This window comes from Pseudomonas sp. SW-3, from assembly GCF_016615645.1.
Lineage (GTDB): Bacteria > Pseudomonadota > Gammaproteobacteria > Pseudomonadales > Pseudomonadaceae > Aquipseudomonas > Aquipseudomonas mandelii.
The window spans coordinates 2,483,426-2,497,545 of record NZ_CP067098.1; the positions used below are offsets into that span (position 1 = coordinate 2,483,426).

At 59.7% G+C, this 14,120-nt stretch carries 15 protein-coding genes and 1 pseudogene; 8 read left to right on the top strand and 8 right to left on the bottom strand.

Annotated elements, in window-relative coordinates:
- Window positions 1–22: 22 nt before the first annotated feature.
- Window positions 23–295: a DUF2790 domain-containing protein gene (locus JIO00_RS11030; RefSeq protein ID WP_010459025.1), complete on the bottom strand. Its 273-nt coding sequence runs from the start codon at window positions 293–295 to the stop codon at window positions 23–25.
- A 367-nt stretch (window positions 296–662) separates the two neighbouring features.
- Between JIO00_RS11030 and JIO00_RS11035 the strand changes: the two genes are divergently transcribed.
- Window positions 663–1,316, top strand: a complete 654-nt coding sequence (locus tag JIO00_RS11035) for a peroxiredoxin (protein ID WP_010459028.1) — start codon at window positions 663–665, stop codon at window positions 1,314–1,316.
- Window positions 1,317–1,336: 20 nt separating this feature from the next.
- Window positions 1,337–1,795 carry a GNAT family N-acetyltransferase gene (locus tag JIO00_RS11040; protein ID WP_010459030.1) on the top strand — a complete coding sequence of 153 codons (459 nt, stop codon included), beginning with the start codon at window positions 1,337–1,339 and terminating at the stop codon, window positions 1,793–1,795.
- 74 nt (window positions 1,796–1,869) lie between these two features.
- Here the strand turns inward: JIO00_RS11040 and JIO00_RS11045 are convergent, their stop codons facing one another.
- The gene (locus JIO00_RS11045) at window positions 1,870–3,330 is read right to left on the bottom strand and encodes a M15 family metallopeptidase (RefSeq protein ID WP_010459032.1); all 1,461 of its coding nucleotides are present in this window, start codon (window positions 3,328–3,330) and stop codon (window positions 1,870–1,872) included.
- 172 nt (window positions 3,331–3,502) lie between these two features.
- Window positions 3,503–4,705 carry an NAD(P)/FAD-dependent oxidoreductase gene (locus JIO00_RS11050; protein ID WP_200668201.1) on the bottom strand — a complete coding sequence of 401 codons (1,203 nt, stop codon included), beginning with the start codon at window positions 4,703–4,705 and terminating at the stop codon, window positions 3,503–3,505.
- Between the two features lie 325 nt (window positions 4,706–5,030).
- On the opposite strand from JIO00_RS11050, the pseudogene JIO00_RS30135 reads away from it, so the two are divergent.
- From JIO00_RS30135 to JIO00_RS11065, 4 genes and pseudogenes are all read left to right on the top strand, one after another.
- Window positions 5,031–5,252 (top strand): annotated as a pseudogene (locus tag JIO00_RS30135) (serine/threonine-protein kinase PknK); the annotation flags it as partial.
- 130 nt (window positions 5,253–5,382) lie between these two features.
- Window positions 5,383–5,970 (top strand): lecithin retinol acyltransferase family protein, encoded by a 588-nt coding sequence (locus JIO00_RS11055; RefSeq protein WP_145310779.1) that lies wholly within the window; start codon window positions 5,383–5,385, stop codon window positions 5,968–5,970.
- 103 nt (window positions 5,971–6,073) lie between these two features.
- Window positions 6,074–6,724 (top strand): response regulator transcription factor, encoded by a 651-nt coding sequence (locus JIO00_RS11060; protein ID WP_200668203.1) that lies wholly within the window; start codon window positions 6,074–6,076, stop codon window positions 6,722–6,724.
- A gap of 159 nt (window positions 6,725–6,883) precedes the next feature.
- A complete protein-coding gene (locus JIO00_RS11065) occupies window positions 6,884–7,219 on the top strand; it encodes a hypothetical protein (protein WP_442793943.1) in 336 nt (111 codons plus the stop codon).
- 150 nt (window positions 7,220–7,369) lie between these two features.
- On the opposite strand, the gene JIO00_RS11070 is transcribed toward JIO00_RS11065, so the two are convergent.
- The 4 genes from JIO00_RS11070 to glcD are packed head-to-tail and all read right to left on the bottom strand — an operon-like array spanning window position 7,370 to window position 11,576.
- A complete protein-coding gene (locus JIO00_RS11070; RefSeq protein WP_102593345.1) occupies window positions 7,370–7,771 on the bottom strand; it encodes a heme-binding protein in 402 nt (133 codons plus the stop codon).
- A complete protein-coding gene (gene glcF / locus JIO00_RS11075) occupies window positions 7,768–9,009 on the bottom strand; it encodes a glycolate oxidase subunit GlcF (RefSeq protein ID WP_102593346.1) in 1,242 nt (413 codons plus the stop codon). Before glcF ends, JIO00_RS11070 begins: the two co-directional genes overlap by 4 nt.
- A 3-nt stretch (window positions 9,010–9,012) precedes the next feature.
- The gene (gene glcE / locus JIO00_RS11080; RefSeq protein ID WP_083377126.1) at window positions 9,013–10,077 is read right to left on the bottom strand and encodes a glycolate oxidase subunit GlcE; all 1,065 of its coding nucleotides are present in this window, start codon (window positions 10,075–10,077) and stop codon (window positions 9,013–9,015) included.
- Window positions 10,077–11,576 (bottom strand): glycolate oxidase subunit GlcD, encoded by a 1,500-nt coding sequence (glcD, locus tag JIO00_RS11085; RefSeq protein WP_200668205.1) that lies wholly within the window; start codon window positions 11,574–11,576, stop codon window positions 10,077–10,079. Before glcD ends, glcE begins: the two co-directional genes overlap by 1 nt.
- A gap of 235 nt (window positions 11,577–11,811) precedes the next feature.
- Between glcD and glcC the strand changes: the two genes are divergently transcribed.
- A complete protein-coding gene (glcC, locus tag JIO00_RS11090; protein WP_077748786.1) occupies window positions 11,812–12,579 on the top strand; it encodes a transcriptional regulator GlcC in 768 nt (255 codons plus the stop codon).
- Window positions 12,580–12,686: 107 nt separating this feature from the next.
- A complete protein-coding gene (locus JIO00_RS11095) occupies window positions 12,687–13,322 on the top strand; it encodes a hypothetical protein (RefSeq protein WP_010459059.1) in 636 nt (211 codons plus the stop codon).
- 39 nt (window positions 13,323–13,361) lie between these two features.
- Here JIO00_RS11095 and JIO00_RS11100 read toward each other — a convergent pair whose 3' ends face one another.
- The gene (locus tag JIO00_RS11100; protein ID WP_200668207.1) at window positions 13,362–13,907 is read right to left on the bottom strand and encodes a hypothetical protein; all 546 of its coding nucleotides are present in this window, start codon (window positions 13,905–13,907) and stop codon (window positions 13,362–13,364) included.
- Between the last annotated feature and the right edge of the window lie 213 nt (window positions 13,908–14,120).

Genomic DNA, 14,120 nt, shown 5'->3' on the forward strand with positions numbered 1-14,120 from the left:
CCCTCCATCATCCTGGCAGCGTTCAACCATTTGAACATCCGGTGCCCATCACCTGGTACTGAAGGACATGGCGTTGACCGTTCGAATCTTCATAGGTCATTTGCGCCGGGACGGGGCCGCACTCGTTCGCAATGTCGGTCACGGCAATGACTTTCTTGATGTCCAGTTGGGTGCTGTAGGTGTAGCGTTCAACCGGCGTCTTACCGGCTTCGGCCGTTGACTGGCTGTCGTTTGCAAAGGACTGTGCGGCGATACCGCCCAGCGTCAGGAAAAGCGCCACTTTCAGGATTTTCATTTTATTCACCGTCTCGTCTGGGTTGCTCCGGTGTCCCCATTGGCTTACCGGGTAGAGACGATGCTAGGGCGTTACCCCTCCCCCAAACAGCGGCCCGCTGGACAAACACTGTTGCTGGATTACGCATGAATGGCCGGCGTCGAAAAGCCTGCGACGCATGCTGGCACGTCGCGCTGGCGGTGTTGCCTGACAGCGTACAGAGGCCTGAATCAACGACTTACAAAGTGAATGCGCCGGTCACCGGCAGGTCTTGAAGCGTCTCCTATACTGATCCGCGTTGATCGGTTCAACACAGATCCCGAATGCCGTTGGAACAGCGACTGGCGTTGCGACGGCCTCCCTACAAACTCACAGTCAGGAGAACGATATGACCATCCGCATTGGCGACGAAGCACCGGACTTTACCGTCGAAAGCACCGAGGGCACGCTGCATTTCCATGAGTGGATCGGCGACAAGTGGGCGATCCTGTTCTCGCATCCCAAGGACTTCACCCCGGTGTGCACCACTGAGCTCGGTTACATGGCAGGGCTCAAGCCAGAGTTCGATAAACGCAACACCAAGATCGTCGGGCTCAGCGTCGACCCCGTCAGCAATCATGCGAGCTGGGCCAAGGACATCGAAGAAACCCAGGGGCATGCGGTCAACTACCCCATGATCGGCGACGAAAACCTGGTGGTGGCCAAGCTCTACGACATGATCCATCCGAATGCCAGCGGCGGCGCACGCACCGCCGTGGACAACGCCACGGTGCGTTCCGTGTTCATCATCGGGCCGGACAAGAAGGTCAAGGCGATGCTCATCTACCCGATGAGTGCCGGGCGCAACTTTGATGAGGTATTGCGTCTGCTCGATGCACTGCAACTGAACGCCAAACACACCGTTGCCACGCCGGTGAACTGGCGTCCGGGTGAGGATGTGATCATTCCGACTTCCGTCTCTGACGAGGACGCGAAGAAGAAATACCCGGATGGTTTCAAAACGGTGAAACCTTATTTGCGCACGGTGGCGCAACCCAAGTAACCCCTAGGGAGACCCCAGGCATGGCCGTCCAAGTCTTGCGCGTCGAGGCAACGCACATCGAAAAAATCGCCCCCCTCTTCGACGCTTATCGAGGCTTCTACGGCCAGCCCTCGAACCTGCCGCAATCCCGGGACTTCATCGCCGAACGCATTGACCGGGATGAGTCCGTGATCTTTTTCGCATCGGACCTTTCCGGTGATGCGCTGGGGTTCGTCCAACTGTACCCGACATTTTCCTCCATCGACGCCCACCGCACCTGGTTGCTCAGCGACCTGTTCACCAAACCCGAATCCAGGGGGCAGGGCGTGGGCCGGTTGCTGATGAACGCTGCCCGAGCCTTTGCGCTGTCGACTGGCGCCAAGGGCATGGTGCTGGAAACGGCCACGGATAATGTGGGGGCGCAACGGTTGTATGAATCGTTGGGTTACGTGCGCGACACGGGGTATTACACCTACTGCCTTGATTTGAAGCAGGGCTGACCAAGGCAGCCGCTACAGGGCTCCGTGTTTAGCCGGCCGGAACCTGTTATCCAGCACTCGATTCACCTCTTCCATCAACGCCGAGGCAACTTCCATCGCTCGCGCAATTGCTCATATTCCCCCTCAGGCATCTGCACCAACACCGGAGACTCACGGGGATTCAGCCACTCGAGCAACCGCGAAATATCCCCCTGATCCATTGCCGTACACCCCAACGTAGGCGAGGCAGGTCCCCGCCAGATATGGAAAAAGATGCACGAACCTGCACCCGGTGACGCTGGCGTGTTGTGCTCGATAAAGATCCCTTTGCGATACCCAGCCTCTTCGCGCATCTGCTCGGAACTGTTCCAGTCCTTGGCTATCGCCGCGCCGTCGACCAATTCGTTGTAACGTTCGGATTTTCTGTCATCCACGCACTCTGTGGTCGAGGTCAGCGCAAGATAAGGCAGCTTTGTCTCGGCCGTCGCGTCATAACCAAACGCAGTCCCGAGTCTGAAGATCCCGGCAGGTGCTTTCCCATCACCTTCACGTTTGACCGGTCCTTCACCAGGCTCAACGTTGCCCAACCCTTTACCCCACGCCATCCCGTTCTTGCCGACCACCACCGCAAAGCCGTCGCCGACTTTTCGAAAGCTGGCCCCGTCTCGTTCATAGCGCTGGGCGATGCCCTGAATGTCGTCCCAGTTTTTTGTGGTGACCACAATCAATTGGTGACTGCTGTCCAGTACCTCGCTGGTACTCAGCGGCGTGATGGGAAAATCCATCACGTTCTTCGGCGCTCCGTCTCCACCGAAAGTGAAGTGCCACCATTCTTTCGAGTAACCGGCGAAACCCTCTTTCTCCATGGCGCTGCTGAGCCGCTGACGGTTTTCCTTCGCCGTCGCATTGATCGTCGGGTTGGCGGTGTGCGCACGCTCATCGAAGCAATCGTACCCGGTGCCCATGTCGAGTGCGCCGTCGCGCCAGCGCTGGGCATAAGGCGCGGTGCAATCGACTTGCGCGGCCTTGGGTATCCAGGTGTCGGCGGGCAGAGCCTTGGGGCCGATGAGCGTCAGGTCCACGGTTGAGCCTCTGGAGTGATTCGACACCCGCGCCACATACCCCAGCCGCCAGAAGTCCTGCTTGTCGACGCGCGGATAGAACTCGGCTTTTCGCGGGTTCCCCGGCTCAGTCGCGAAACGGCCCATATCGGCCACCGCACGGCTGGGTCGATAGCAGTCGAACACCTTCAAGCCGTAGCCTTGCTTTTGAAGTGCCTGTTGCACCCGGGAGAGGGCCTGGGCGGTGTCCAGCGACAGCAGGCACTCGGCGGCATCGTATCCGTCGAGCGGGTGTCCGGTGAAGTTGTGGGCGCTGGCGTAGCGGATATCTTGCTCGATGGTGGGGTCAATCGTGCGCAGATAAACCATGTTGTCGGGTCTGGGCCCGGCATTGGCGATGCCTGGCAGGATGGCGCTCAGCAACAGCAGTGACCGCAGCCACGTGCGGGCGGGCTGGCGGGGGCATTGAACCGGCAAGGGTAGCGAGGAGGGCATACGAACCTTCAGGTTTAAGCGCATGAAGTGGTTATCAAGTCCGGGGGACGCTTCAAACGATCTTAAACCATGACCGCCAGTGTCTGGCTGATTCATATTGGGTGCAGGCATTACGATGGAAAACGCAAAGGCGCCCGCGATGCTGTCGCGGACGCCACGTTCAGGCGGGTCTTCAGGCCACCGGAATCATCGGGTCGGCCGCTGCCAGAGCGGTGGCACGATCAGCGGCTGGCGGGTAGATCCACTGAGTGTTGATCTGCGTCTTGAGCTCCTTGGCCTCATCCTTGACCAGTTTGAGCTGGCGATCCCAGCCTTCGGTGAACACTGCACCCCAGGCACCCAGGTCGAGGCAGGTCACGTACTTCGGTTGACGGTAAGGGGTCGGCGCAACACCCAGCAGATCCGCGGCGACGTTGTTCCCGGCATGACGGCCCAAGGCGATCGCGTGCTGGCACGACATGGCGGCGAAGTTGCCAAGGTCGTCGGTCGCGGCATAGGCGACGTCGCCGGCAGCATAGACATGCGTCTGGCCCAATACCTTCAGGTTCTCATCGACGTGCAAGCGCCCTTGTGGGTCGCGATCGCTGGTCAGGTGTTCGGTCAGCGGGCTGGCGCGGAACCCGACGGTCCAGATCACCGTCTGGGCTTCGATGTGGCGGCCATCGGCGAGGGTCACGCCGTTGGCGTCCACTGCCGCGACACTGGCGTTGACCACCCACTCGACGCCCAAGTGTTCAGACGCCTCGATGATGGAGGGACGAATGCCATCACCCATCGTCGCGCCGATCTGCGGCGCACGGTCGACAATGATCACGCGCACATCCTGATCTTCACCGAGCACAGCCCGCAGGCGTGCCGGCATTTCGGTGCCGGTCTCGATGCCGGTAAAACCACCACCGGCGACCACCACCGTATTGCGGGCAACGCTGGCAGGGCGGTCTTTCAGGGATTTGAGGTGGTCTTCAAGGCGCACGGCGGCTTCGATCTGATCCACATCGAAGGCGTGCTCGGCAAGACCTGGCACCTTCGGCCGGACCAGCTGGCTGCCTGCGGCCAATATCAGACGGTCGTAGCTCAACGTGCCCTCGTGGCCCGCCTCATCGCGGTAGCCGACGGTTTTGGTCTGCTCGTCGATACGCTCGGCCATGCCTTTGACGAAACGCACACCCACCGAATCGAACAGCGCGTCGAGGGGGGCGAACATCTTGTGCACGTCGGTTTCGTAGAAGCGCGGACGTATACGCAATTCCGCCTGAGGCGCCAGCAGAGTGATGTCCACGTCCTTACGGTCGTGCATGTCCAGCAGACGGGCGGCGCTCAATGCACTCCAGACACCACCGAACCCCGCACCGATAACCAGAATTTGCTGTTTCATGATTTGTTCCTGAAAAGAAGTGGTCAATAGTCTTGAAGTTGTTCTTCAAGTTGGCGGGACGGCAGTCGTCCGCTGTGAGTGCATGGTATTGGCGGAACTTTTCCGGCGCACTGCTACGTCGGTTCAGAAAAGTCATACCTCAGTGGCAGGGATCTATACAAAGGTATTAACAGGGGCGCGGAGCAACACATTCAGGAATGTTCTCAGTGGTGTGAAGGTCTGCGAAGTGGCGCTAGTCTGTAAGGTGGTGACACTGGACGACAGCCTGACCGCAGTGCGGCCTATAAAAAAACCAACGTGTGTTCACCCTCAGATGAACAAAAGCATGCATTTATCCTGGGACGACGGTGAGCGTATTTTCTGTCGGGAGCTACGCGCGAACGCCGGCAGCGACAGCCCTGTGCTCATCGCGCGGCCTGCGGCGGAACAACCTCTCCCGGCCTGCCTTGGCCGACTCGCACATGAGTTTGGCCTGAAGGACGAACTCGATCGCACGTGGGCGGTGCAGCCGCTTGAGATGTTGCGTGCCACGGTGCAATTCACGCTGCCCGGCCCCCGGATTAATACTTAGGTTTAGGGGAGGTATATTCATAGGTCGTTCAGACTAATCGTATGTACAAATGAAACTCCGCAACCCTGTTGATAGAGTCAATGCAAGGGTTACGGAGGAAGTTGTCATGAGTGCTTTTACCGCCAAGTTCGTCGAACGCTGTTTATCGCTTCGCTCAACTGCACGTGTTTGCCTGACCATCATGACAACGGAGATGTCCAGTCAGTTAAGCGCCCTGTTGCCCGGCAATCACCCCTTCGCCGAAACCTACCTGTCGTCCGGCGTTGTGTTGAAACTGATCGACGTCCAGGAGGCCGCGGACAGGGTGCCTGTCGGTGCGCATCTGGTGGGGCCACGCACGTTCTATATGCATCACGGCATACATCTAGGCGGTGGAAAAGTGGCTCACTATTCCGGGTTCAGCAGTTCATTCAAACCCGGCCCCGTCGAAGTCATCGATCTTGAACGTTTCGCCCACGGCAAACCGGTCTGGATGTATCAGGAGCCAGGCGACTTTCCCTGCCATGAAATCGCCAACCGGGCGCGCTCCAGGATCGGCGAGAATCAATACCGGATTTTCTCCAATAACTGCGAGCACTTTTGCAGTTGGTGCACCCGCGGCAAAAGTTACAGCGCCCAGGTCAATGCCTGGTTGCACAGCCCACGTTCTTTGTTCTCTTTTATTTCGGCGCTGGAGCACAACTTTATTGCCTAGTGCGGTTAGGCCCGAGCGCGACCCTACAAAAACGTCGCGCCTCGGAAATCGGCCTCAGGTGCTGCTACACTTTTTTGCTACCCATTCTCATTGAGGACCGCCCATGAGCGGCAATTCTTCCTCCAGTAAGCAAGGCAATCAAGGTTCGATGGTGTACGTGGTGGATGACGATGCGTCCATTCGCGACGCCTTGGCTAATCTGTTGCGCTCTGCCGGGATCCAGGTCCAGACATTCGCTTCCACGGCCGAGTATCTTCAGCATCCGAAGACCGGGGGCGCCAGTTGCCTGGTCCTTGATGTACGACTGCAAGGGAGCAGTGGCCTGGACTTCCAGCGTCAGTTGGTGGAATCAAACGCGAACATCCCCATTATTTTTATCACCGGTCATGGCGACATCGAGATGTCGGTCAAGGCGATGAAAGCGGGGGCCGTGGACTTTCTGGCCAAGCCGTTCCGTGAACAGGACCTGCTGGACGCGGTGTCAGGCGCACTTCAGGCCGATATCCGGCGCCGGGAAGTCGAGCAACAGCGATCAGACCTGCACAGCAACTACCAATCGCTGACGGCCCGGGAAAAAGAGGTGATGGCCCTTGCCGCCAAAGGCCTGATGAACAAGCAGATTGCCGGGCAGATGAACCTGAGCGAGATCACCGTGAAAATCCACCGCGCCCATGCCATGAAAAAAATGCACGCCAAGTCATTTGCGGACCTGGTGCGCATGGCCGAGTCCTTGGGGATTGGCCACGATCAATGACTCAAGAGGCCCGCTGGCCCGATCCATTTCGTGCTTCTGAGTCAATTCCTGCCTGTCGTAGACGCTCAAGCTGCAATAGCTGAAAAAGAGGCATTTTGCTGGCCCCGAAGCGTCACGGTTGTCGCCAAAATCCACTTCATTTTCAGGTGGTTAGGCGGAATGCAATTGCGAAGTGTATTTATCACGATGATCTCGTTTGCCCTGGCCAGCGTTGCAGTCTCTGCCCAAGCCAAGGAACTGGCGTCCAATGACCGGTATATGTGCAGCTGGGGGGCGGGCACGGCGGCGAGGGCCCAGGAACTCAAGCTGGCCGGGGTCTCCCTGTATGCCGCCCGGCAGAAGCTACAGGCCTACAAATTCAGCAAGGCGTGGATGCGCATGATGGCGATGGGCATCACCGAACAGACTTACGACAGCAAGTCGCGGTTCAAGCCAGCGGATGTCCGGCAGAATTTTTATGAAGAGTGCGTGCGCTACAAACTGGCGCGCAAGTAAAACTGAGGTGTAGGACCCACCGCAATTCCCTGTGGGAGCGAGCCTGCTCGCGAAAGCGGTGTGTCAATCAACATTGATATCAGCTGATCCACCGCATTCGCGAGCAGGCTCGCTCCCACAGGGTTATGCGGTGTTGATCGGGTTTTCAGTTCAGTTCAGGCACTGCGCCCCGGCCTTGGCCACTTGTGCATCCTGCTCGGCCTTGACGCCGGACACGCCGACCGCGCCGATCACCTGGCCATCGACGATGATTGGTACGCCACCTTCCAGGGACGTCAGCAACGGCGCGGACAAAAACGCGTAGCGTCCACCGTTGACCATCTCTTCATAGCCTTTCGATTCCCGTCGGCCAAGGGCTGAGGTGCGGGCCTTTTCGGTCGCGATGTAGGCGCCGATCGGGGCGCAACCGTCGAGGCGCTCCAGGGCCAAAGGATGGCCTCCGTCGTCGACAATCACGATGGTCACGGCCCATTGATTATTCTGTGCTTCGTTACGTGCGGCGTTGAGAATCCGGCTGACTTCGGTCTGGCTGAGGACGGCTTTGCTTTTCATGGGGAGACTCCGGGGTTCGATGAGGGCAGCGCGGCTTCGACCAGTTCGATCCAGTGGCGCACAGGGGTTCGGCCCGCGCCGTCAAGGTGGGACTGACAGCCGATATTGGCCGTGACAATGACTTCGGGATGACCGCTTTCCAGCGCATTGAGCTTGTTGTCGCGCAGTTGCCGGGACAGCTCCGGTTGGGTCAGCGAATAGGTGCCCGCCGAGCCGCAACACAGGTGACCGTCGGGAACGAACGTGAGGTTGAAACCCAGGCGCGTCAGCAGCGCCTCAACCGCACCGCCGAGTTTCTGTGCGTGCTGCAAGGTGCAGGGGCAATGGAAGGCCAGGCGCTGGTCGCTGTGGATGCCGAGCTGGTCCAGCGGCTCCTCGCGCAACACTTCAACCAGATCCTTGGCCAGTGCGCTGACCTTTCTGGCCTTCTCGGCATACGCCGCATCGGTGCTGAGCAGGTGGCCGTAGTCTTTGATGAAGGCACCGCAACCGCTGGCGGTTTGCACGATGGCCTCGGCGCCTTGTTCAATGCTCGGCCACCACGCGTCGATATTGCGGCGCGCGCGATCAAGGCCGGCCGCCTGGGCGTCCAGGTGATAATCGACCGCGCCGCAGCAACCGGCCTCGCGCGCCGGTGTCACGCTGATCCCCAGTCGATCCAGGACACGCGCGGTGGCTGCGTTGGTGTTCGGCGACAGACTCGGCTGCACGCACCCTTCCAGCATCAGCACCTGTCGGGTGTGGCGGGCGGTCGGACGTTGTTTGGCCGGATACACACGGCGCGGCAGCTTGGCTCGCAGCGTGTTGGGCAGCAGCGCACGGAACACCTGACCGCTGCTGAGCAGTGCTTTGAACAACCCCGGGTTGGGTACGACGCTGCGCAAGCCTTCGCGCAACAAGCGTTGGTCGAGCGAACGCGGCACAGCCGCATCGACCACCGCGCGGCCGATGTCGAGCAAGTTGTGATAGTCGACGCCCGAGGGGCAGGTGGTTTCGCAGTTACGGCAAGACAGGCAGCGATCCAGATGCTGTTGGGTCTTCTGGGTGACCTCGTTGCCTTCCAGCACCTGTTTGATCAGGTAGATGCGCCCACGCGGCCCGTCCAGTTCATCGCCGAGCAGTTGATAGGTCGGGCAGGTGGCGTTGCAGAAACCGCAGTGCACACACGTGCGCAGGATGCTTTCGGCTTCTTCGGCGCGGGGCAGTTGGCGGGCCTGTTCGCTCAAGGTGGTCTGCATGGGTCAAAGCTCCGCGTACAGGCGACCGGGGTTGAAGATGCCCCGTGGATCGAGTTGGTCCTTCAAGTTGCGGTGATAGCGCATTAGCGCGTCCGGCAACGGTTGGAAGGGGCTGTCGATCAGGCCGTGGCTGTAGCAGGTCACGTGCCCGCCGACTTCAGCGACGACCTTGCGGATGAACGCCGCTTCGGCATCGGATTTGAGCCAGCGCTGGGCGCCGCCCCAGTCGATCATTTGCAGGCCGGGCAGGGACAGTCGAGGCGTGTTGTGCGGGACCGACAGGCGCCACAGCGGCTGGTCTTCATCAAAGAAGCTCAGTCGATGTTCGTTGAGATCCGCCCAATACGAAGCGTCCAGCACTTCGCCACCCAAGCGGTCATGCGCCGCTGCCACCGAGCCTTCGCCACCTTCAAGTCGCAAGTGCAGGCGCTGACCGTCGTGGCACGCGGCGCTGATCGGCAGCGGTTGCTGTCCCCATTCGGCGAGGCGCAGCAAGGCACGATCGCTGTCCATTTCCAGGCTGATGCTTAACGCTTGCCGAGGTTTCGGCAGCACTTTCAGCGAGACTTCAGTGATCACACCCAGTGCGCCATAACTGCCGGCCATCAAGCGCGACAAATCGTAGCCGGCGACGTTTTTCATGACTTCGCCGCCGAAGCGCAAATGCTTGCCGTGGCCGGTGATGACCCGTGTCCCGAGCACAAAGTCCCTGACCGAGCCTGACCACGGGCGCCGCGGCCCGGACAGTCCACTGGCAATCATCCCGCCCACGGTGGCGCCGTCTCCGAAGGAGGGTGGTTCGCACGGCAGCATCTGCTGCGCCGCATCCAGCACGTCGGCCAGTTCTGCCAACGGCGTGCCGCAGCGTGCGGTGATCACCAATTCGGTCGGGTCGTAGCTGACGATGCCTCGGTGGCTGCGGGTGTCGAGCACTTCGCCCGCCGCGATACGGCCCAGAAACGCTTTGCTGTTGGCGCCCTGGATCCGCAGGGGCGTGGCGTTTTGCAGGGCCTGATTAACCTGGTCCAGTAGCGCGCCGCTGTCATCGATGTCGTGTTTGCTGCGCATCAGAATCGCTCCAGATCAGGGAAGGGCATCTGACCCAGGTGAACGTGCATCGCGCCGAATTCGGCGCAGCGATGCAGCGTCGGGATGTTCTTGCCAGGGTTGAGCAGGCCGCCCGGATCGAACGCGGCTTTGACGGCATGAAACAGGGTCAGCTCGTCGCTGTTGAACTGCGCGCACATCTGATTGATTTTCTCGCGGCCGACCCCGTGTTCACCGGTGATGCTGCCGCCGACTTTCACGCACAATTCGAGGATCTTGCCGCCCAGGGCTTCGGCGCGGTCGAGTTCGCCGGGTTGGTTGGCGTCGAACAGAATCAGCGGGTGCATGTTGCCGTCACCGGCATGGAAAACGTTGGCCACCCGCAGGTCGTATTCAGCCGACAGCGCGGCAATCGCCTGCAGCACGCCGGGCAGCTCGCGGCGCGGGATCGTCCCGTCCATGCAGTAATAATCCGGCGAGAGGCGGCCCACTGCCGGGAACGCATTCTTGCGCCCGGCCCAGAAGCGCACGCGTTCCGCCTCATCCCTGGCCTGGCGGACTTCGGTGGCGCCGGCCTGTTCCAGCACCTGGCGCACACGGTCGCAGTCATCGTGGACGTCGGCTTCGACGCCATCGAGCTCGCACAGCAGAATGGCTTCGGCGTCGACCGGATAACCGGCGTGAATAAAATCTTCTGCGGCGCGAATGGCCAGGTTGTCCATCATTTCCAGACCGCCCGGAATGATGCCGGCGGCAATAATGTCGCCGACTGCACGACCCGCCTTTTCGACGGAATCGAACGCTGCCAGCAGCACCTTGGCGGTTTGCGGTTTGGGCAGCAGTTTGACCGTGACTTCGGTGATTACCCCCAGCATGCCTTCGGAACCGGTAAACAACGCCAGCAGGTCAAGCCCGGGCGAGTCGAGCGCTTCGGAACCCAGGCTCAGGTGTTCGCCATCGACGGTGAGGATGTCGACCTTGAGCAGGTTGTGCACGGTCAGGCCGTATTTCAGGCAATGCACGCCACCGGCGTTTTCGGCCACGTTGCCGCCGATTGAACAGGCGATCTGCGAGGAGGGGTCCGGCGCGTAATACAGGCCGAACGGTGCGGCGGCCTGGGAAATCGCCAGGTTGCGCACACCCGGTTGAACCCGCGCCGTGCGTGCGGCGGGGTCGATGTGCAGGATGTTGTTGAAACGCGCCATCACCAGCAGTACGCCTTTTTCGAGCGGTAGAGCACCGCCGGACAAACCGGTGCCGGCGCCGCGAGCAACCACCGGGACGTGAAACTCATGGCAGAGCTTGAGCACACCCTGGACTTCGTCGATATGGCGCGGCAGCACCACCAGCATCGGCGTAGTGCGGTAAGCGGATAGTCCGTCGCATTCATACGGCTTGAGTTCTTCGCGCTGATGCAGGACTTCCAGGTCCGGCAGGCGAGCGCTCAGTGCCTGGAGCAGGGCGGCTCTGTCGACATCAGGCAGAACGCCGTCGACGCGTTCATCGTAGAGGATGTTCATAGGCGGTTCACGACCCTCCGTTTGTTTTTATTAGAGGTTTGTTTGCGGTGAAAGCTCACTTGCATCATTGGCCTGACGCGACCTACTGTCCATGTGTTGTTTGAGTGGTCGAACCAGTTCTTCAGGGGTTGTTTCCCCGTTTTTGAGAAAAATAACTGCCTATACATAAACTTAGGGTTGTATTCGAACGTGACGGGTTTTGCCGGTGAGGCTGGTCATACCAGTGGGAGGTTCGATGGAGAGTGCGAAAGTGACCCGTAATCCTCAAGTCGCAGACGTGGTCTGTGAGCGCATAGAACGCCTGATCGTCGACGGGGTCCTCAAGACCGGGCAATTGTTGCCTTCGGAACGGCGCCTGACCGAAAAACTCGGCGTCTCGCGCACGGCGCTGCGCGAGGGCCTGAAGTTGTTGCGCGCCCGGGGGATTATCAAGACGGAGCAGGGCAAGGGATCCTTTGTCGCTGATCTGTCGGGCCACGGCGCCGCATCGCCGCTGATGCATTTGTTCAGCTCACAACCGCGCACACTTTACGATTTGTTCGAGGTGCGCAGCCTGCTTGAGGGAGAGTCCGCTCGCCTGGCCGCCTTGCGCGGGACCGAGGCGGATTTTGTCCTCATCACCCGCAGCTATGAAGCGCTGCTCGATGCCCGCACGCGGTCGATGGAAGCGAGCGAACACGCGCGGCTTGATCATGCCTTTCACCTGGCGATCTGCGAGGCCTCGCACAACCCGGTGCTGGTGCAAACCTTGCGCTCGCTGACGGACTTGCTGCTCAACACCGTGTTCGCCTCGGTCAACAACCTCTACCACCGCGCACCGCAAAAACGCCAGATCGACCGTCAGCACGCCCGGCTCTACAACGCCGTGACCGGCCGCATGCCGGAGCAGGCGCGCAAGGCGGCGATCGCGCACATCCAGAGCATCTGCGAGAACCTCAGGGAAATCGAAAGCGAGGAGCAGCGTCTGGTCCGGGCCACGCTGCGCCTGGAAGGGTGGGCGTGAGACCTGCCGTTTTTGAGTGATGGCCTTTTACTATTGCTGGCAACGCTCTAGAATTCGCGGCCGCCCTCTGGTGTGGAGGCGCAATGCCATCATTTAAAGGAGTTGTCATGCAATTTGGGAAAATTCTAGGGTTGGCCTTGGTGCTCGGGCTAAGTGGTTGCGCCAGCTTTACCAAAGACGAAGTCGCTCCGGTCAATTTGCCGTCGATGGCCAGTTATTCGAACAAACCGAATGTCTACGTAGACTTCGATTTCTATCAAGGCGAGCCGAAAAGCGCTTCAGCCGTTGAAATGCCGCAAGCACGCGACATGCTAAAGCCGGAGCTGCAAAAAGTGCTGACCGATTCCGGTCTGTTCGGTCGCGTCACACTGGACGAGTTCCAGAAGCAGCCGGGTGATTACAACCTGCGCTTGAAGGTTTACAACCATCCACCGGGCGGTGGTCAGATGGTCATGGCCTTTATCAGTGGCCTGACGTTTACCGTCATCCCGACACTGGCGACTGACCAATACACCATGAGCCTGGAGACGCTGGATTCCCAAGGGCAGACGCTGACCAACGCGAGTAACCATGACGGAATCAATACCTGGATGGGCATCTGGTTTGTGCCGTTGATGGCCAACACCCCGAAAGAGGCAATCAGCGATACCTTCAGCCGCCAGGTTAATGCTCTGCTCAAGCAAGTCGTCGAGAGCAAAAGCCTGAAATACTCGGCACTCGATGCACAGGTGCCGCGGGCCTGACAAAAAACAAGAGCCGCACAAGCGGCTCTTTTTTTGCCCTTACTTGAGGGCTTGAATGAACTGCGGGTCGCTGTACAACGTCTTCAGCAAATCACGAACCATCGGGTTGTAGGCATTGGCCGCATTGGGGATCGCAATGGCGCCGAAAAAGCTGCTGTCCCACTGGCGGCTGACATCCTTGGTCGCGTCGTAAACCACCTCGTTGCCCTTGAGCAATGTAAAGCGCGCAGCAAGCTGGCCCGTGCCAGTGCCCATGCCTGCGGTCAGTTCATTCTTGACGACCAGCACATCCAGATGTCGCTGAGCTTGCGGGTTCAGCAGGCCCGCCCGACCCAGTTCTTCGGTAATCGCGTCCTGTAGATGTTGCGTGATACTGCCGCTCGGCGAGCTGATCGGGTTGGCCCGGACTGTCAGTGAGCCCTGACCGGCATCCGCCTTGACCTGAGCATTGCTGATCGATTGCAGGGGTGGGGTTTGCTTGAGCTGTTGGACGTTTTCAAAGCTCGGCTCATAACGGGTCATGGTCACGCCACAACCTTGCAGCAACAGGGCGAACAGAGGGACCAACAATAGAAGTTTTTTCACGGCGTTTCCTTACGTGAGTGTTTACCGGGGGCAGGATTATCGACTGATGGCAGATGGCTAGCAACCGGCGTTTAAGCGTCGCTCAGAGAAGCGTTGTGCACATGGCAAGTTGTTTCCCTTAAGTTGATTGGGCTGTCGATTACCCCTGGAAACGGCACGACTGTCGTAAAAACGACCTGTTTACGCTGAACGCGAACCCTGTTCACTTTTCTG